Origin of the sequence: Haloplanus sp. CK5-1, assembly GCF_037201915.1 — an archaeon.
In the GTDB taxonomy this organism is placed as follows: Archaea; Halobacteriota; Halobacteria; order Halobacteriales; family Haloferacaceae; genus Haloplanus; species Haloplanus salilacus.
Window position 1 is genome coordinate 662,430 of record NZ_CP147505.1, and the last position, 18,093, is coordinate 680,522.

General features: G+C 71.3%; 17 protein-coding genes. 7 read left to right on the forward strand and 10 right to left on the reverse strand.

Annotated features, from left to right (window positions below; genetic code table 11):
* Nucleotide 1 precedes the first annotated feature (1 nt).
* Nucleotides 2–1,795, reverse strand: coding sequence for a site-2 protease family protein (locus tag NBT81_RS03455; RefSeq protein ID WP_338741080.1), 1,794 nt, complete (start codon nt 1,793–1,795; stop codon nt 2–4).
* Between the two features lie 143 nt (nt 1,796–1,938).
* Here NBT81_RS03455 and NBT81_RS03460 point away from each other — a divergent pair, with 143 nt between their 5' ends.
* The 3 genes from NBT81_RS03460 to mutL are packed head-to-tail and all read left to right on the forward strand — an operon-like array spanning nt 1,939 to nt 6,768.
* Nucleotides 1,939–2,364, forward strand: a complete 426-nt coding sequence (locus NBT81_RS03460) for a hypothetical protein (RefSeq protein WP_338741081.1) — start codon at nt 1,939–1,941, stop codon at nt 2,362–2,364.
* A 55-nt stretch (nt 2,365–2,419) separates the two neighbouring features.
* Nucleotides 2,420–5,119 (forward strand): DNA mismatch repair protein MutS, encoded by a 2,700-nt coding sequence (gene mutS / locus NBT81_RS03465; protein ID WP_338741083.1) that lies wholly within the window; start codon nt 2,420–2,422, stop codon nt 5,117–5,119.
* Nucleotides 5,116–6,768: a DNA mismatch repair endonuclease MutL gene (mutL, locus tag NBT81_RS03470; protein WP_338741084.1), complete on the forward strand. Its 1,653-nt coding sequence runs from the start codon at nt 5,116–5,118 to the stop codon at nt 6,766–6,768. Before mutS ends, mutL begins: the two co-directional genes overlap by 4 nt.
* On the opposite strand, the gene NBT81_RS03475 is transcribed toward mutL, so the two are convergent.
* Nucleotides 6,769–6,990, reverse strand: coding sequence for a DUF7573 domain-containing protein (locus tag NBT81_RS03475; protein ID WP_338741085.1), 222 nt, complete (start codon nt 6,988–6,990; stop codon nt 6,769–6,771). It lies immediately after the preceding gene.
* A gap of 78 nt (nt 6,991–7,068) precedes the next feature.
* On the opposite strand from NBT81_RS03475, the gene NBT81_RS03480 reads away from it, so the two are divergent.
* Nucleotides 7,069–7,278: a hypothetical protein gene (locus tag NBT81_RS03480; protein WP_338741086.1), complete on the forward strand. Its 210-nt coding sequence runs from the start codon at nt 7,069–7,071 to the stop codon at nt 7,276–7,278.
* Here the strand turns inward: NBT81_RS03480 and NBT81_RS03485 are convergent.
* The 4 genes from NBT81_RS03485 to NBT81_RS03500 form a co-directional block, all read right to left on the reverse strand.
* Nucleotides 7,275–8,258: a 5,10-methylenetetrahydromethanopterin reductase gene (locus tag NBT81_RS03485; RefSeq protein ID WP_338741087.1), complete on the reverse strand. Its 984-nt coding sequence runs from the start codon at nt 8,256–8,258 to the stop codon at nt 7,275–7,277. The two genes, NBT81_RS03480 and NBT81_RS03485, sit on opposite strands and share 4 nt — an antisense overlap.
* Before the next feature lie 161 nt (nt 8,259–8,419).
* The gene (locus NBT81_RS03490) at nt 8,420–9,412 is read right to left on the reverse strand and encodes an aldo/keto reductase (RefSeq protein ID WP_338741088.1); all 993 of its coding nucleotides are present in this window, start codon (nt 9,410–9,412) and stop codon (nt 8,420–8,422) included.
* Between the two features lie 40 nt (nt 9,413–9,452).
* Nucleotides 9,453–10,211, reverse strand: coding sequence for a coenzyme F420-0:L-glutamate ligase (locus NBT81_RS03495; protein WP_338741089.1), 759 nt, complete (start codon nt 10,209–10,211; stop codon nt 9,453–9,455).
* 56 nt (nt 10,212–10,267) lie between these two features.
* Nucleotides 10,268–10,777 carry a metallophosphoesterase family protein gene (locus tag NBT81_RS03500; protein ID WP_338741091.1) on the reverse strand — a complete coding sequence of 170 codons (510 nt, stop codon included), beginning with the start codon at nt 10,775–10,777 and terminating at the stop codon, nt 10,268–10,270.
* Between the two features lie 81 nt (nt 10,778–10,858).
* Here NBT81_RS03500 and NBT81_RS03505 point away from each other — a divergent pair, with 81 nt between their 5' ends.
* Both NBT81_RS03505 and ddh read left to right on the forward strand, forming a co-directional pair.
* Nucleotides 10,859–12,052 (forward strand): NUDIX domain-containing protein, encoded by a 1,194-nt coding sequence (locus tag NBT81_RS03505; protein ID WP_338741092.1) that lies wholly within the window; start codon nt 10,859–10,861, stop codon nt 12,050–12,052.
* A 176-nt stretch (nt 12,053–12,228) separates the two neighbouring features.
* Nucleotides 12,229–13,170 (forward strand): D-2-hydroxyacid dehydrogenase, encoded by a 942-nt coding sequence (gene ddh / locus NBT81_RS03510; protein WP_338741093.1) that lies wholly within the window; start codon nt 12,229–12,231, stop codon nt 13,168–13,170.
* A gap of 6 nt (nt 13,171–13,176) precedes the next feature.
* Here ddh and engB read toward each other — a convergent pair whose 3' ends face one another.
* The 3 genes from engB to NBT81_RS03525 all read right to left on the reverse strand — a co-directional run bounded on the left by engB (nt 13,177) and on the right by NBT81_RS03525 (nt 16,445).
* Complete coding sequence (gene engB / locus NBT81_RS03515; protein WP_338741095.1) at nt 13,177–13,791, reverse strand: GTP-binding protein EngB; 615 nt, start codon at nt 13,789–13,791, stop codon at nt 13,177–13,179.
* Nucleotides 13,792–13,934: 143 nt separating this feature from the next.
* Nucleotides 13,935–15,107: an MFS transporter gene (locus NBT81_RS03520; protein ID WP_338741097.1), complete on the reverse strand. Its 1,173-nt coding sequence runs from the start codon at nt 15,105–15,107 to the stop codon at nt 13,935–13,937.
* A gap of 57 nt (nt 15,108–15,164) precedes the next feature.
* Nucleotides 15,165–16,445: an MFS transporter gene (locus NBT81_RS03525; RefSeq protein ID WP_338741099.1), complete on the reverse strand. Its 1,281-nt coding sequence runs from the start codon at nt 16,443–16,445 to the stop codon at nt 15,165–15,167.
* A 97-nt stretch (nt 16,446–16,542) separates the two neighbouring features.
* On the opposite strand from NBT81_RS03525, the gene NBT81_RS03530 reads away from it, so the two are divergent.
* Entirely contained in the window at nt 16,543–17,751 is a 1,209-nt protein-coding gene (locus NBT81_RS03530; RefSeq protein WP_338741101.1) for a potassium channel family protein, read from the forward strand.
* Here the strand turns inward: NBT81_RS03530 and NBT81_RS03535 are convergent.
* Nucleotides 17,735–18,025 (reverse strand): DUF7536 family protein, encoded by a 291-nt coding sequence (locus NBT81_RS03535; protein WP_338741103.1) that lies wholly within the window; start codon nt 18,023–18,025, stop codon nt 17,735–17,737. The genes NBT81_RS03530 and NBT81_RS03535 overlap by 17 nt on opposite strands.
* Nucleotides 18,026–18,093 lie beyond the last annotated feature (68 nt).

Consider the following 18,093-nt stretch of genomic DNA (forward strand, 5'->3'; position numbering starts at 1 on the left):
CTCACGACAGCAACTGCGGTCCGAAGATCATCAGGAGCAGCGACGCGAGCATCGTCAGGCCGATGCCCGTGGTGATCGTCCGAACCAGTCGCTCGCCGTCGCCGACCGGGAGCCGCGACACCACCGCCTCGGCACACATCCGGAGGATACGCCCCCCGTCGAGCGGGTAGCCTGGGATGCAGTTGAACAGGCCGAGTTGGAGGTTCACCCACGCGGCCCAGAAGAGGACGTTCGCGAGGATGAACACGCCATCACCGAGGGGAGCGAGCGTCCCTTCGACGACGTAGAACTCCGTCACCGACGGGGTGAAGCCGGGGAAGTTCGGGATGCCGAGCACCAGCGAGGCCAGCGGCAACACGAGCGCGACGTAGACGAGGGTGAACGGCGAGTCCGTCAGCCCGGACAGCGGCGAGGCGGCGTCCCCCCCGCCAGACCCGCCGAGCAGTTCGAGGTAAGTGCCGGCCGGGTACTCCCGGATGCCGAAGTCGGTGACGAGGAGGCCGCTCGTCCCGGGGAAGATGTCGACGCCGAGGAAACCGTTGCCGTCCCGCGGGTTCTCGCCGAGGACCACGTCGTACGTCTCCGACTCGCCGTCGACGTGGGCGTCGACCTCGACCCGGTCACCCGGGCCGTAGTCGTCCAAGACTCGGGACAGGTCGGCCGAGGAGGTGACCCGCTGGCCGCCGATACCGGTGACTATCAGGCTCCCGTTCGTCGGCGCGCTGGCGTTGGCCAGCGGCCCGCCGTCGGCGACGCGCGTGACGTACGCCCCGACGGGGACGACCCGGTCGCCCTCGCTCGTCTCGATCCGCGCGAACGTGCGGTTCGCGGTCGCGTCCCGGAACTCGCCGCGGGTGTTCACGGCAGTCCCGTTGACCGCGGTGACGCGGATCGGGTCGTCGCCGCCCTCGACCGAGAGGTTCGCGGGGTTGCCGCCGACGCTCCCGACGACCGCCAGCGACCGCTCGACCCGAACCGTCCGCTCGCCGTCGACCTCGACCTCGACGGTCCGATCCTCGGCCGCGAGCAAGGCGTCGTCGAGGTCACGCTCCGTCCGCACCTCCGTTCCGGCGACGGCCGTGATGCGGTCGCCGTGTTCGATCCCCGCCGTCGACGCGGGTGACCCTTCGTAGGCTCCGTCGACGGCGACGCCGGGCGCGACGCCGATGGCGCCGACCACGGGCCCGAAGAGGAGGGCAAAGGCCACGGCCGTCAGGACGAAGTTGTTGGTGACGCCGGCCGCGAACATCCGGGTTCGCGCGCCGCGGTTGGCCTCTCTCTGGCTCTCCTCGTCGGGTTCGACGAACGCCCCCAGCGGGACGAACGCCAGGAGGACGACACCCATGGACTCGATGTCGATGTCCTCGACCCGGCAGAGCAGGCCGTGGCCCCCCTCGTGGACCACCAGCCCGATCAGGAGGCCGAAGACGATCTCCGGCGCGACGGCGAGTGGGAGGAAGTCGTTGACGCCGGGGACGACCAGGAAGTTCTGGGGTTGGTTGACGGCCGAGGGCGACGGCGGGTTCCGGAGGATCGCCAGCGCCTGAACCAACAGGAGGACGAACATGCCGGCCATGATGACCAGGGCGACGCCGACGCCGATGTTGCTGTACGCCCGCCAGAACCGTTTCGGCTCCGCGAGGCGGGTGAGCAGCGCCCGCCCGCGCCGGGTGTGGATCGTCGCTATCGGCCCCTGAAGGCGCACGGCGTCCGGGAGGTAGCCGCGGATCTGGAGCGCCTTCGCGACGAGGGAGTAGACGAGAACGCCGACGAGGACCCACAGCAGCGTGTTCATCGACGCGAAGGAAGGTCGCGACGGCAAAAGGCGTTCGGATACGCCACGTTCGACACCCCACACGGCCCCGCCACCTCACCCCTTCCCGTCCCACCTCCGGCCCGACCCGGTCGGCTTTTTCGGCTGGGGACCGACCCGCACACATGACCCGCTTCGACGCCGCCGACGCCACCGATCGCCGGCAGCTGTTCGCCGAGGCCGTGATCGCCCACCGGACCCGCGCCAGCCCGTTTCTCACGATCGAGGTCGACGCCGCCGACGCGCCGGGCGTGGCCGACGACGGTGAGGACGACGACGAGACACCGCCGCAGGTCCCGTGGATCCAGTTCGCCGACCAGACGTTCAACCTCGACTGCACGGACGCCGAACTCGACCGCCTCAAGGGTGTCCTCTCGGAGTTCCCCGAGTGTCGCATCGACCGGATCGAGCGCCCCGAGGAGGCCGAGGGCGCGAACGTTCGGATCACCGCCCGCTCCGACCCCAACCGTCTCGGACAGTTCGCCGACCGTGCCCTCCAGGCCACCTACGACCTCGACGACGACTACCGCGCCTGGGTAGCAGGGGTGTAAGGTCGGGCGTCACCGACCCTGACGGTTTTTATCCCTCGACCGCCGGACTGGGGGTATGGACGCGGACGCGGACGCCGATACCGACGTGGACGCCGACGCGGGGACGGTCGCCGACGCCGTGACCGGCCCCCCGGACGGGATGGTCGACGTCCGCGAGGAACTGACGCCGATGCTGAGTCAGTACTTCGAGCTCTGTACGGCCTACGAGGACGCCCTCCTCCTGTTCCAGAACGGCGACTTCTACCAGACGTACTGCGAGGCCGCAGAGGAGACCGCGCGGGTGTGCGAACTCACGCTCACGCGCCGCGAGGACAGCACCGGCACCTACCCGATGGCCGGCATCCCGGTCGACGACGCCGCCGCCTACGTCGACCGCCTCCTCGACGCCGGCTACCGGGTCGCCGTCGCCGAACAGGTCGAACGCCCGGAGGACTCGTCGGGGCTGGTCAACCGGGCGGTCACACAGGTCGTGACCCCGGGGACGGTCGTCGACGACGAACTCCTCGGCACGGGGACGACCAACTACGTCGCCGCCGTGACTCGCGAGGGGTCGACCCGCGCCGTCGCCGCCGTCGACGTCTCGACCGGCGACTGTCTGGTGACGAGCGTCGAGACGGACGCGGCGCTGTGCGACGAACTCGACCGTCTCGATCCCGAGGAACTGCTCGTCGGCCCGGACGCCACTGTCGACGGCGAGGCGTTGTCGGCCGACCCGATGGTGACCGACCACGAGGCCGCCCGGATGGACACCGAGGCGGCCTCCGAACGGGTCGGCGCCTACGTCTCCGCGCCCGAGGCGGTCGTCGAGTCGGCGGCGGAACTGCGGGCCTGTGGGGTCGTCCTCGCGTACGCAGAGTGGAGTCAGGGCGACGGCGGCCCGCTCTCCCACGTCACCCGGATCGGCCGGTACGACCCGCGGGACGCCCTCGGCCTCGACGCGACGGCGGTTCGGAGCCTCGAACTGTTCGAGAACCGGGGGACGGGCGCGAGCGAGACGCTGTTCGGCGTCCTCGACGACGCCGCCTGCGCGCTGGGCCGGCGGGAACTCGACGCGTGGCTCCGGCGGCCGCTCGTCGACCGCGACCGGATCGAGGCGCGACTCGACGCCGTCGACGCCCTCGTCGCCGCGCCGCTTCCCCGCGAGACGATCCGCGAGGCGCTCCGCGAGGTGTACGACCTCGAACGCCTGGCTGGGCGCGTCTCGCGGGGGCGCGCCGACGCCCGCGACCTGCGATCGCTGGCGGCGACGCTCGATGCGATCCCCGACATCCCCGCGGCACTCGACGAGGTCGACGCCGAGGCGACGCGCCTGCGTGACCTCCGCGATCGGATCGACCCGCTCGACTCGGTTCGGGACCTGATCGACCGGGCGATCCACCCCGACCCGCCGGTCGAAGTGACCGAGGGGGGCGTGATCCGCGAGGGGTTCGACGCCGAACTCGACGACCTGCGGGCGACCGAGCGCGAGGGTCGGGAGTGGGTCGCCGACCTCGAAGCCCGGGAACGGGAACGGACGGGAATCGACTCGCTGTCGGTCGGGCACAACCAGGTCCACGGCTACTACATCGAGGTGACCGATCCCAACCTCGACCGGGTGCCCGACGACTACACCCGGCGCCAGACGCTGAAGAACGCCGAGCGGTACTACACGCCGGAACTGAAGCGCCACGAGGACGAGATTCTGGGGGCGGCCGAGCGAGCCGACACCCTGGAGTACGAGCGCTTTTGCGAGGTGCGCGACGCCGTCGCCGAGGAGACGGACCGCCTGCAGGCACTGGCCGACGCCCTCGCGGAACTCGACGGCCTAGCGACGCTGGCGACGGTCGCGGTCGACCGCGACTACGTCCGGCCGACGTTCCACGACGGCGGGGTCGAAATCGAGGCCGGCCGCCACCCGGTCGTCGAAGCGACCCAGGAGCGGTTCGTCCCGAACGACGCCGACCTCCCGCCGGGGAGCGTCTCGCTCGTCACCGGCCCGAACATGAGCGGGAAGTCGACGTACATGCGCCAGGTGGCCCTGCTCGTCGTGCTGGCACAGATGGGGAGTTACGTGCCGGCGGACGCCGCCCGGCTGCCCGTCGTCGACCGCGTGTTCACCCGCATCGGCGCGAGCGACGACATCGCGGGCGGCCAGTCGACGTTCATGCGCGAGATGACGGAACTCACGGCCATCCTCCACGAGGCGACGGCCGACTCGCTGATCCTCCTCGACGAGGTCGGTCGGGGCACCAGCACCGCCGACGGCCGCGCCATCGCCCGCGCGACCGCCGAGTTCGTCCACGACGAGATCGGTGCGACGACGCTCTTTGCCACTCACTACCACGATCTGACCGGACTCGCCGCGGAGCGCGAGCGCGTCCGGAACCTGCACTTCGCGGCCGACCGCGACGACGGCGGCGTCACCTTCCTCCACCGGGTCGACGAGGGCCCCGCCTCCTCGTCGTACGGCGTCGAGGTGGCGCGGATGGCGGGCGTCCCCGACCCCGTCGTCGAGCGGTCGCGGGCGCTCGTCGACGCCACCGACGCCGACGCCACCACACCGGACCGTGACCCGGCGACGAACGGCGACGCCGACGGGACGGGGGTGACACTCGACGGGGCGGAACGGACCGCGACGAACGGTGCCACCGACCGCTCCCCGGACGCCGACCCGGCCGTCGCCGACGCCCTCCGCGAGACCGACCTCGCGACGACGACGCCGATCGAGGCGTTGAACCTGCTCGCCGAGCTAAAAGACCGGATCGAGGAGTCATGAAACGCTTGGACCGGGAGACGGTCGACCGCATCGCGGCCGGCGAGGTGGTGACCCGACCGGCGCGGGTCGTCGTCGAACTCGTCGAGAACGCCCTCGACGCCGGTGCCGACCGGATCGAGGTCGAGGTGTGGGGCGACGGCACCGAACGGCTCCGCGTCGCCGACGACGGCCGGGGGATGGGTACCGACGAAGCGGTACTGGCGGTCGAGCGCCACACGACGAGCAAGCTTCCGGACGGCGACCTGGAATCGGTCGAGACCCTCGGGTTCCGCGGGGAGGCACTCGCCAGCGTCGCGGACGTGGCACGACTCACGCTGTCGACCAACGACGGCGGCCCCCGCGGGACGCGCGTCCGAGTCGATGGCTGCGGCGTGACCGTCGATTCCGTCGGGCGTGGCCGGGGGACGACCGTCGAGGTCCGGGACCTGTTCCACAATCGCCCGGCCCGGGCGGAGTCACTGGCCGCGCCGTCGACGGAGTTCGAGCGCATCAGCGACCGGGTCGCCACGTACGCGCTCTGTCGCCCGTCGACCGCGTTCACCCTCGACCACGACGACCGGCGGGTGTTCGCGACGCCCGGCTCCGGCGCGTTCACGGACGCCGCGCTGTCGGTCTACGGTCGGGAGGTCGCCCGCGAGAGCACGACACTCGACACCGCGACGACGGTCCCGGTCGGCGACCGCGAGACCGACGTCGCCCTCCGTGGCCTGCTCGCGTACCCTTCGGTCACGCGGGCGACGGCCGACCACGTCCGCGTCGCGGTCAACGGCCGGCCGGTTTCGCTCCCCCCGATCTGGCGGGCGGTCGAACGCGGCTACGGATCGCTCCTCCCGGGTGACCGCCACCCGGTCACGGCCCTGTCCGTTTCGCTCCCGCCCCGCGCCGTCGACCCGAACGTCCACCCGACCAAAGAGACCGTCGCGCTCCGCTCGACGGACGACCTGACCGACGCCGTCGAGGCGGCCGTCGAGGACGCCCTCTCGACGGCCGACCTCCGGCGATCGGCGGAGGTGGCGATGGACCTCGATTCGGCGCTCGACCCCGTCGACGCCGACGCCGGCGAGTCGGCGCTCGCGGACGCCGAGTACCTCGGCCGGTTCGATGGCCTCTACCTGCTCTGTGACGCCGGCGACGACCTGCTGGTGGTCGACCAACACGCCGCCCACGAGCGGATCAACTACGAGCGACTGCGGGCCGCGGTCGAGGAGGAGGGCGTGCCGTCGGCGACGCTCGACCCGCCGGCGACGCTGTCGCTGTCGCCCGCCGACGTCGCGGCCGTCGAGAGCCACGCCGCGGACCTCTCGCGGTTGGGATTCGACTGCGAACCCTTCGGCGGTGGCACCGTCCGTGTCCGGGCCGTTCCCGCACCCCTCGGCCGGGTCGCCGAACCCGAGGCGCTCCGGGAGACGCTCGCCGCCCTCCGCGACGGCGACGACGCCGGCCGGCGGGACGTCCTCCTCGCGGATCTGGCCTGTCACCCGTCGCTGAAGGCGGGCGACGCCCTCGACGACGACGAGGCCGCGGCGCTGGTCGACCGCCTCGGCGCGTGCGAACACCCCTTCGCCTGTCCGCACGGCCGGCCGACGGTCCTCGCCATCGACGAGGCCCACCTCGCGGGTGGGTTCGACCGCCACCCCCGTCGGGGCTGACTACCAGTCCTTGCAGTCGGCACAGACGAACGACCCGTCGTCTCGCCACCGCCGGGTGACGGTGTCGCCACAGCCGGCACAGGGGGCGCCTGCGCCCGACCAGCGCATGGTCGGGGCGCTCGCTTCCACGGGTTCCACGGGTTCCGCGGGCTCCGCGGCCTCCATTTCGGCCTCGGCCCCGCCGTTCTCGGTCACGAACTCGTCGAGCGATCTCTCGGTCACGCCCGACACCACGGCGACGATCACGTTATCGGTGTCGGTGAGCGGAACGGCCAAGTGAGCGCCGCGCTTTCCATCTCCATGGCTACGGTCACGCAACTCGTCGCCGAACTGCTCCGGAGCGTCGTCGACCTCGTCGTCATCTTCGCGACCGAGGTGGCGCCACAGGACCCGATCGGTCTCTTGGTCTTTCTGGCCGGAGCGGTCCTGACGACGGTCGCCGCCGGGTTCCTCGGCCTACTGGCCGTCGGTGCGTTGCTCGACGCCCTCCGCGACGCCGTCGCCGGCTAGCGGTCGGTCGCGCGAGCGTGGGCCGTCGCCGCGAGGTCGATCGCCTCGTCGAGGTCCGGTCCGAGCGGTGATCCGACGACGACGCTGTCGGCGTGGTCCAGCACCGCCGCCAGTCGGTCGGCCACGGTGTCGACCGTTCCGGCGATACAGAACGCGTCGATCATCGCGGGCGTCACGAGGTCGAACGCCGTCTCGAAGTCGCCAGTGCCGATGGCGTCACCGATCTCCGCGGCGCGGTCGGCGTCGAGGTCGTGGCGCGCGAGGACCGGCGGGGCCGCGCCGGCGGCGATAAACGCGACCGGCGGACGGGCGACGTCGCGGGCGACCTCGGCGTCGGCGGCGACGCTGACGCTCGCGTACGCCGCGAGGTCGAACGCGCCGAGGCCGTCGAGACGGTCGGTCAGGCCGTCCTCGACCTGTTCGCGCGCCCACCGCAGGTCCGCGGGGTGCGAGCCGTTGAACAGGAGGCCGTCCGCGTGTTTGGCGGCCATCTTGCACATGTGTGGCCCCTCGCCGCCGACGTACGTCGGGATCGGCCCCGGCACGTCGAAGTTGAGGCCGGCGTCCGTGGCCTCGAAGGTGCCGTCGTGGGTGACGCGCTCGCCGTCCCAGAGCTTCTGGGCCACCTTGAACGCCTCCAGCACGGACCGGAGCCCCCGGTCGTCGGCCAGCCCGAGGTTCCCCAGGGTCGAGGGGTCCCCGGGACCGATCCCGAAGACAGCCCGCCCGTCGCTCGCCTCGGCGACCGTCGCCACCTCGCCAGCGAGCGTCACCGGGTGTCGTTCGAGGGGGTTGACGACGCCCGGGCCGAGGCGGACTTCGTCGGTCGCGGCCGCGAGCCGCGACAGGGCGGCGAAGGGCGAGCGGTTGTTGTAGTGACTGGAGACGAAGAGGGTGTCGTAGCCGGCGGCCTCCGCGGTCGTGCCGAGGTCGACCACCCGATCGATCGGGTGCTCGGGCGTGAGTTCGATCCCGAACATCAGCGGTCACACCCCGGGTGGTGGTTGGCCGGCGGACACAGAGCGGTCGTCGTGAGCGAGCGCGTCGAGTTCATCCGTCCGTCGGTTGGTGTCGACGCGGAAAAACAGTTCGTCGGTGGCGGTCCCTGCCGCCGTCGGTGTCGCGGGCGTGTCGGGACCGCTCAGTCGTGGCCGTCGACCGGCACCGGTTCGTACGGCTCCTCGAGGTACGCCTGGTCGCTCTCCGAGAGCTCTATCTCCAGGGCCTCGACCGCGTCCTCGAGGTGCTCGACGCTCGTCGTGCCAACGATGGGGGCGTCCACCGTCTCCTGGTGGAGGAGCCACGAGAGCGCGATCTGTGCCATCGTGACACCCTTCTCCTCGGCGAGTTCGGCGACGCGGTCGTTGATCTCGTCGCCGTTGCCGGCGTAGTAGTTGGCGACTCGGTCGGACATGCGGTCGTGGTCGTCCATGAACTCCCCGCGGGTCGTGTCGAGGAACTCCTCGTGGGGACGGGTGAGGAAGCCACGCGCGAGCGGCGACCACGGGAGCGTGCCGATCCCCTCGCGCTCACAGAGTGGGATCATCTCTCGTTCCTCCTCGCGGTAGACGAGGTTGTGGTGGTTCTGCATGGTGACGAACCGATCGAGACCCAGGCGGTCGCTGGTGTGGAGTGCGTCGGCGAACCGGTGGGCCCACATCGACGACGCGCCGAGGTGGCGGACCTGCCCGCGCCGCACCGCGTCGTCGAGGGCGCGCAACGTCCCCTCGATCGGCGTGTCGTAGTCCCAGCGGTGGATCTGATAGAGGTCGATCGTGTCCATTCCCAGCCGGTCGAGGCTGTTTTGCAGTTCCTGCTCGATGGCCTTCCGCGACAGTCCCCGGGCGTTGGGATTGTCCTCGTCCATCGGATTGTACACCTTGGTCGCGACGACCGGCCAGTCGCGGTCGTAGTCGGCGAGGACGTTCCCGAGGATGCGTTCGGACTCTCCCTTCGAGTACATGTTGGCGGTGTCGAAGAAGTTGATCCCCAGATCGATCGCTCGCTCGATGATCGGGCGGCTCTCCGCCTCGTCGAGCACCCAGTCGCGCCAGTCGCTCGACCCGAAGCTCATACACCCTAGACAGATGCGACTCACTTTCGTCCCCGTGTCGCCGAGAGTGGTGTACTCCATGCGGATCCGCAGGCGGGGCGACGACAAAAAGATTGGTCGGTCAGTCCGCGTCGTACGACCACTCGTGCAGGGCCTGCCGGACGAAATCGCCCTCCACGTCCCGGAAGAGGGCGTCGCTGTCGCCGTGATCGCCGAAGTCGAACCCGCGGACGACGACGACGGGCGTCCCGCCCGCGCCCTCGCCGGCGACGAGGTTGGCGGCGGCCGCGAGTTCGTCGACAACCGCCTGCACCGTCACGCCGAGTTCGCGCCCCTCCCGGTCGCGCTCCCCGCGCCAGTCGCGGGCGGCCGGCAGCCCCGCCCACCCGATGGCGACGCCGCGTTGCCCGTGGCGGAACGGCCGCCCGCAGGTGTCCGTGACGATCACGCGGTCGGCGGTGAGGCCGGATTCGATCCGCGCGGCGCTCTCGCCCGGTCGCTCGGGCAGGAGCAACAGATCGCCGTCCGGGACGTTCGAACGGTCGATACCAGAGTTGACCGTAACGTGTCCGAACTGCGTCTCCGTCAGGAGGAAGGGGGCGTCCATCAGGAGGTCGGTGCTCTCGTCGAGGACCGCCTGCGCGAAGCGGGGGTCCTTCTCGTCGCCGGTGGCGCGTTCCAGTCGGGCGGCGACGTCGCGGGCGCGTGGGCCCGGATCGAACGACGACAGGTCCGCGACCCGGCCCTCGGCCTTCGAGACGACGGTGCTCGCGACACAGACCACGTCGTCGGGCCGGAGGTCGACCCGCTCCTCGACGAGCGCCGCCAGCGAGTCGCCCCGGCGCACCTCCGGGATGCCGGGGACGGCGAAGACGTTCATACCCTCCCTGCGGAGCGGGCGAATAAAAGACTCGCGTCACCGGGTCGTGGGCGACGCTACCGGCCGCCGATCCGGTGGCGTGTCACGTCGATGTCGCCGTCCCGCACCGTCGCCGTCAGCATCGTCGTCTCGGTCGCTGGTGCGGCCCCCGTCGCCGACCCGGGGTTCAACAGTCGCACGCCGTCGTGGACCTCGTCGGTGTACTCGTGGGTGTGGCCCGCGACGCCGACGGCGGTGTCTGTGTCGCCGGCGTGTTCCCGCACCGCGGCGATCACGCGGTCCTCGTAGCCAATCCGGTCGCCCGTGCCGTGGGTGACGACGAACTCGACGCCGCCCAGTTCGACGGTCGCCACGGCCGGCAGGTCGACCCCCGCGACGTCGACGTTTCCCCGGACGCCGGTGAAGGCCCCGTCCGCGAGCGAGCGGACCTCGTCGACGACCGCCGGCGTCTCGAAGTCGCCGGTGTGGATCGTGTGATCGGCCGCTTCGACCCGTTCGCGAACCCAATCCGGGATCCCGGTCGATCGATCCGGAATGTGCGTATCGCCGATGATCGCCACGTCCATACACTCCCGTTTGCAGGGAGGCGTCAAATCGTTGTCCCACCGGAGCGCAAGCGTCGTGTCGGTGGCGGCCGAAGCGCTCCCGTGACCCGCGTCGTCACCTGCTTCCTCCGACACAGAGTGGCCGTCCTGCTCCGTCGCCGCGGCGGGGCCGGCCGGTGGGACGCCGTTGCGACCCGGATCGACTCGGACACGACCCCCGAGGTCGCCGCCCGCCGCACCGTCCGCGAGGCCACCGGTCGGACGGACGCGACACTCGTCCGCGCCGGCGACCCCCTGACCGTCGGTGACCGGACCGTCTACCCCTTCGGTGTCGCCGTCGACTCGCGGTCGGTCGTGGCCGACGGGGAGGTCACCCACGAGTGGGTGTCTCCCCCCGAGATCCGGGCGCGAGCGACCGTGCCGGGGTTGTGGGACGCCTACACTGCCGTCGCACCCACCGTCGAGACGGTCGCCGAGGACACCACTCACGGCTCCGCGTGGCTCTCCGTCCGCGCACTCGAAGTCCTGAGGGACCGCGCGGCCGTCGCCGAGGACTACGCGTCGGTCGCGGCCGTCGCCGAGGACCTCCGGACCGCCCGGCCGAGTATGGCCGCCGTCGTGGCCCGGATCGACCGGGTGATGGCCGCGGCCGAGCGGTCACCCAACGCGGTCCGTGAGCGGGCCGACACGGTCGCGAGGGAGGCCCTCGACGCCGGCGAGTCGGCGGCCACGAACGCGGCCGGCCGGTGTGGCGACGCGGTCGTCACGCTCTCGCGGTCGGGCACCGTCCGGACGGCCCTCGAACTGGCGCGACCGGCGGTCCTGATCGGCGAGTCCCGACCCGGCGGGGAGGGCGTCGACGTGGCCGTCGAACTGGCCGACGCCGGCCTCGACGTGACGCTGACGACGGACACAGCGCTCCCGGTGGAACTCGCCGAGCGCGAGGTCGACGCCGCCCTCGTCGGTGCGGACGCGGTGCTCGCGGACGGCAGCGTCGTCAACAAGGTCGGCACCCGTGGACTGGCGCTCGCGGCGGCCCGCGAGGGTGTCCCGCTGTGGGTCGTCGCCGACACCGCCAAGATCCGGCCGGACGAGCGCGCCCACACCGAGACGGCCGATCCGACCGACGTCTACGACGGCGACGCGCCGGTGACCGTCGCGACGTCCGTCTTCGACCGGACGCCAGCCGACCTCGTGGCCGGTGTCGTCACCGAACGCGGCGTCCTCGACGGCGACGACGTCCGATCGGTGGCCGCGGACCACCGCGAGAACGCGGCGTGGGTGGAACACGAATAACGGAGGGACCGAACCCGGGGGCGACACGACGAGCGACTTTTACCGCCGGACGCAGTACGACGGCCCGGTGGCGATGATGACGGTTACCCCCACTCAGCCCCGTGTGATGAATCACTCACACTGAGCCACCACCGTTCGAAGACAGGCTTTTGCCGACGGATTCGGTACGCGACCGCATGCCCACGCTCGATGTTTCGACGCTCGGCGTCCACGAGTCGGTCGGTACAGTGTTTCCGCCCGCGGTGTTTCGCGACGCCCTCGACGACGCCGGGCCCTCGGTTCGGATCGTCGGCACGGCCGACGACCTCTCGGCGTGTGACGCCCTCGTCACCTTCACCTACGAGGACCGGTTTCTCGACGCCGACCTCTCGTGGATCCACTCGATCCAGGCCGGCGTGGATCGCTTCCCGTTCGACGCTCTCGAGGAGCGGGGGGTGACGCTCACCAACAGCACCGGTATCCACGGCGACGTCGTCGGCGAGACGGCGGTCGGGTGCATGCTCGCCTTTGCCCGCCGACTGCACGTCCACCGGTCGAACCAGGAGCGCGGCGAGTGGCAACAGCCCGCGTGGGACGACGCCTTCCCGTTGCGCCGGGCGTCGGCATGCGTCGTCGGCCTGGGGACGCTCGGCCGCGGCATCGCGACCCGGGCGTCGGCGCTCGGAATGGACGTCACCGGCGTCAAGCGGACGCCGATCCCGGTCGACGGTGTCGACCGCGTCGTCCCGCCCGAACGACTCCACGACGCCGTCGCCGACGCCCGCTTCGTCGCCGTCGCCGTCCCGTTGAACGACGACACCGAAGGGCTGATCGCCGACGCGGAACTGGCGGCCATGCGCGACGACGCCTACCTCGTCAACGTCGCGCGCGGCCCCGTCGTCGACCAGGACGCCCTCGTCGACGCCCTGGAGGACGACGCCATCGCGGGCGCGGCACTGGACGTGTTCGAGACCGAACCCCTCCCCGACGACTCCCCGCTCTGGGACCGGGAGGACGTGATCGTCACGCCCCACGCCGCCGGCTTCACCGACGAGTACTACGAGCGCGTGGCGACCATCGTCCGGGAGAACCTGCGGCGGTTCGCGGCCGGGGAGTCGGCGACGAACCGGGTGGTGTAGGGGCGACTACAGGAACTTCAGCAGGTCGTCGCGCTTCCGGTCGTGGAAGTGAGTCTCCAGCGCGTCGGTCAGCGCGTCGATGTCGCCGCGTTTCGCGCTGATGGGCGCGATCGTCTCCTGCCACTGTTGCCACGGCGGAAACAGTCCCAACCGGTCACAGAGGTCGTCAAGTCGCTCGTCCCGGTCGTCGACCTTGTCCATCTTGTTGACGGCGACGACGGTCGGCACCTCGACGTCCTGCAGGAAGTGGAACAGTTCCACGTCGTGGGGAACCTCGCCCTCGCCGCTGTGGCGGTCGATGATGTCGATCACGCTCTTGCCGTCGACGACGAGGACGCCCGCGAGGATGTCGTCGGCGTTGGCCTCGACGTAGCGCACCACGTCGGTCTTGATCTGCTCGCGTTGCTCCTCCGGGACGCCGGACATGAACCCGAAGCCGGGGAGGTCGGTGAACATGAAACTCTCGGGGGCCCAGTCGAAGTGGTTGGGCTGGCGGGTGACGCCGGGTTTGCGCCCCGTCGACACCTGGTGGCCGGTCAACTCCCGCATCAGCGTCGACTTGCCGACGTTCGACCGGCCGACGAGGACGACCTCGTCGCGGTCCGGGCGGTCCTCGAACATACGCCACCTTCGGGGCTGTGACGGTTAAACTCGGCGCGTTCGGCCCGGGACGGGTGACGTATATACCCGGCCCATCGACCCCGACCCTGAGACGGCCGACCTTTCGGCCGAGTCGCAGGGGTTAGAAACCCCAGACCGACGCCTCAGACGTCGACGCCGAGCGTCCGGGTGCCGGCGACGAGGACGACGAGGGCGGCGAGCAGTCCGGCGACGAGGCCGTAGGCTGCGAGCCAGCCGACGCGTCCGGCGAGCGTCCCGGTCACGACGCTCCCGAGCGAACTGACGAGCAGGACGGCCGTCCGGACGAGGCCAAAGCCCGTGCCGCGTTCGTCGGCCTCGAGGTGGTCCATGAACCGCGAGTTGAGAACGCCCGGCCAGGAGATGCCGACCCCCACGAGAACGGCGCCGACCCCGACCGTGAGAACCCCGTCGCCGCCGAAGAGGAAGGTGAGGTAGCCGACGGCGCCCGCGAGCAGCGACACGACGAGCGCCGGGTCGCGACCGGTCGCGTCCGACACCCACCCGAGCGCCGGTGCGACGCCGAGCGTGAGCGCGAAGATGGCCCCGAAGACGAGGCTGGCTCGACCGGTCGAGAGGCCGACGAACTCGACGAGGAAGGTCGGAAAGAAGGAGGCGAAGGACTGCCAGGTGAAGAAGGCGACCATGGCGAGGAGAGTGGTGAAGGCGACGGCCGGGCGGCGGAGCATGGCGAACAACTGCCCGAGGCCGATCACCCCCGTCGCGTCGGCGTCGGGGGACGGCGACGACCGCGGCACCCGCCACGCGAAGGCCACGAGGACGACGGGTGCGATGGCGGCGGGGACGAGCAGCCCCGCCCGCCAGCCGAGGCGGGTCGCGACGGCGGTGCTCGCGACGGGGGCGAGCAATCCGGCCGCCGACGCACCCACCTCGTGGACGCCGAGCGCGCGGCCGGTGTTCTCGAACCGGCGGGTGAGGAGGGATGTGCCAGCGGTGAAGTACAGCCCGGCGGACGCCCCCAGCGTGACGGCCGCGAGCGCGAAGCCGCCGATGCCGGGAGAGACCGCGAGGCCGACGCTCGTGACCGCGATGCTCCCCATCGCGAACAGGATCACCCGGCGGCTCCCGTAGCGATCGGTGACGATCCCGCCGGGAAACTGGAAGAGTGCGTAGGCCGCCCACATGCCCGTGAGCGCCAGTCCGACCGTTCCCGTCGAGACGCCGAGGGCCGCGATCACGTCGGGGACGAGCGGACTCGGCGCGAGTCGGGCGACCATCGTGACGAAGAAGGCGGCGGTCGTCGCGCCGAGGAGGTCCCAGCCACCGGAGGTAGCCATCGGTCTCGACGTCTCTCCACACCCCTTTCGGTGTTGCGCTCGCCCGTCGCGGGCCGGTCAGTCCGTGCCGTCCGCGGCCCACCAGTACCACGTCGACCCGGCGAGGGCGACGAGCCCCATCGCCGCGGCGACGGCGAAGGCCGCCCGGTAGCCAAGGGCGGTGTACACCCGAGCGCCGTCGACGACCTCGCCCGTCCAGAAGGCGTCGAGGAGCCACCCCATCACCACCGGGAGGGCGGCGACGCCGGCGAATCCGAGGCTGTTGACCGCGCCAGTCGCCGACCCGCTGGCCGCGGCGGGGTGGCGCTCCTTGACCAGCGTGAAGGTGATGAAGCCGGCCCCACCGACGAACGTCACGGCGAACAGGAGAGCCCCCACGAGGAGGAGGGGTGGGCGGCCGACGACGGCGACGAAGCCGTAGCCGGCGGCGAAACAGACGCTTGCGGCCGCGACGATGGGCGCGCGGACGCCGAGTCGGTCCGAGAGGCGTCCCATCGCCGGCGGGCCGAAGAGAAAGCCGAGGTTGCCGACGAGGACGTACGTCGACGCCCGGCGGACCGTGATCCCGTACCGGTCGACGAGGAAGGGGACGCCCCAGATGCCGAGGACGGTGAACGTCGTGCCGACGAAGGCGAGGAAGACGACGCCGAGCACCCACGTCGTGGGGTCGCCGAGCACCAGTCGGGCGTTCGTCGCTGCCGCCCGGAACGACGTCTCCGACGGCGGGTCGACGCCCTCGATGGCGGGGAGACCGGCGTCTCCGGGTGTGTCGCGGACGCCGACGTAGATACCCAGACCGGCGAGGAGCCCGACGACACCGACGGCACCGAGTGTCGCCCGCCAGCCGAGTTCGGCGACGGCCACCGCGAGCGGCGTTGTGGCGAGGATGCCGCCGATGCCCGGCATCGCCGACGTGATGCCGGTCATCGTCGCGAACTCGTCGGCCCGGTACCAGTTCGCGCAGTACCGGAGCGCGGAGATGTAGATGACGCTCCCGCCGAGGCCGATCGTCGCGCGCGCGAGGAAGGCGACGAGGTAGCCGTCGCTGGCGGCGAAGCCGAGGACGCCGACGCCCATGAGTAGGGTCCCCGCAGTGGCGATGCGGCGCGTGCCGAGGCGGTCGGCGAGCACTCCCGCGGGCACCTGCAACAGCGCGTAGATGTAGAACAGCGAGGAGTGGAGGACGCCGAGTTCGGTCCCCGTAGTGTCGAAGGCGCGCATCAGTTCGTCCGCGATGACCGACGTCGACACCCGGTGGAAGCTGAAGACGACGAAACTCGCCGCGAGGACGGCCCACCCGATCCAGCGTCGCCGCCGCGGATCCGTCCACACGTCCATCGTTCGTCCGGCCACCTTTCCGCGAGCGTGGCAATAAGCCACCGATCCGGTCGCGTCCGGCAGGGGACTTTTGGTGTCTGGGCGCGGGTGTTGGGGTATGGATCCCGGGGACGTCGCGTACGAGCCAGTCAGCGTGAAAGCCGTCCTCGCGGAGATGAAAGACACGGCGGAACTCCTCATCGACCTGTCGTACTCCGCGGTGCTCCACGGGAGCGACGAGGTGGCCGCGGAAGTGCTGGAACTCGAAGAGCGGATGGACGTATTACAGATGCAGGCGCGGATGAGCCTCCTGATGGCTGCCCGGAGCCCCGAGGACGCCGAAGCGCTCGCGCCCGTCCTCGGCGTCGTCGGGGCCGCCGAGAAGATCAGCGACGCCGCGGGCGACATCGCCAAGGTCGTCCTGGAGGACATCGGCGTCCCCGAGGCGATGCGGACGGCCATCCCGGAGGCCGTCGAGACGGTCGTCCGGGGTACGGTCGCCGCGGACTCCGAGTTCGCCGACCGGACGCTCGGCGGGCTGAATCTGGAGACGGAGACGGGCGTCCGGGTGATCGCGATCCGGCGGGCGGGCGAGTGGATCGTCAACCCCGACCGGGAGACGACACTCGACGTCGACGACGTGGTCCTCCTCCGCGGGACCGAGGCGGCGCTGGAGTCGGCGTACGGCACCGTCACCGGCGACGCCTACGACCCGCCGGAACCGGTCGACTCGACCATCGACGACCTGGACCGGGCGGTCGACTCCATCGTGTTGATGAAGAACATGAGCGAACTCGCGGTGGATCTGGCCTACGGCTCCGTCCTCTTCGACAGCGAGGGGGTCGCCGCCGAGGTGGTGGAACTCGAAGCCGAGGTGGACGCGCTGAAATCGAGGTTCGAGGCGTGGGTGTTGCGCGCCGCCGGGCGGGTCGAGGACCCCATCTCGCTCCGGGGGTTGGTTCACCTCGCGAGCGCGACGGAGGTGATCAGCGACGCCGCCCTGGAGATCAGCGAGGGCGTTCTCAGGGGGTTGGACACCCACCCGGTCGTCGCCGCCGCAGTCGAGGAGTCCGACGAGGTGATCGTCCGCGTCGCCGTCGGCGAGGGGGCGCGGCTCGCGGACGCCTCGCTGGGCGAACTCGAGGTGAAGACGGCGACGGGGATGCGCGTCATCGCGGTGCGGCGTGGCGACGGCGACTGGGCCATCTCTCCCGGGCCGGAGACGGCCGTCCACGCCGGCGACGTCCTCATCGCGAAGGGGACCCGCGCCGGGGCGTCGCGGCTCTCGGAGTTGGCGGGCGACGACGACCCTACAGACGGCGGGTGAGGCGGTAGGCCGTCGCGACCGTCAGTGCCGCCGTCACGAGCAACGCCGTCGCCGACGCGAGGACGACCCCGAGAATCAGGAACCAACCCTCGGGGCCGACCACGGGGTAGGACTGCGTACCGGCGGCGGGCCCGGCCAGTTCGAAGACGCGGACGAGGTAGCCGAGGACGGCCAGCGTGACGCCGACGACGCCGCCGACGGCGGCGTTTCGCCGAACCCGCAGTGCGTCGAGCAGTCCAGCCGACGGCGGGCGCTCCGGTGGGTCGTCGCTCACGGGGGGAGGCTGGGGCCCCACGGTCAAATCCCCATCGTTGTTCCGGTCGGGAAGCCGGGCGACTCGAC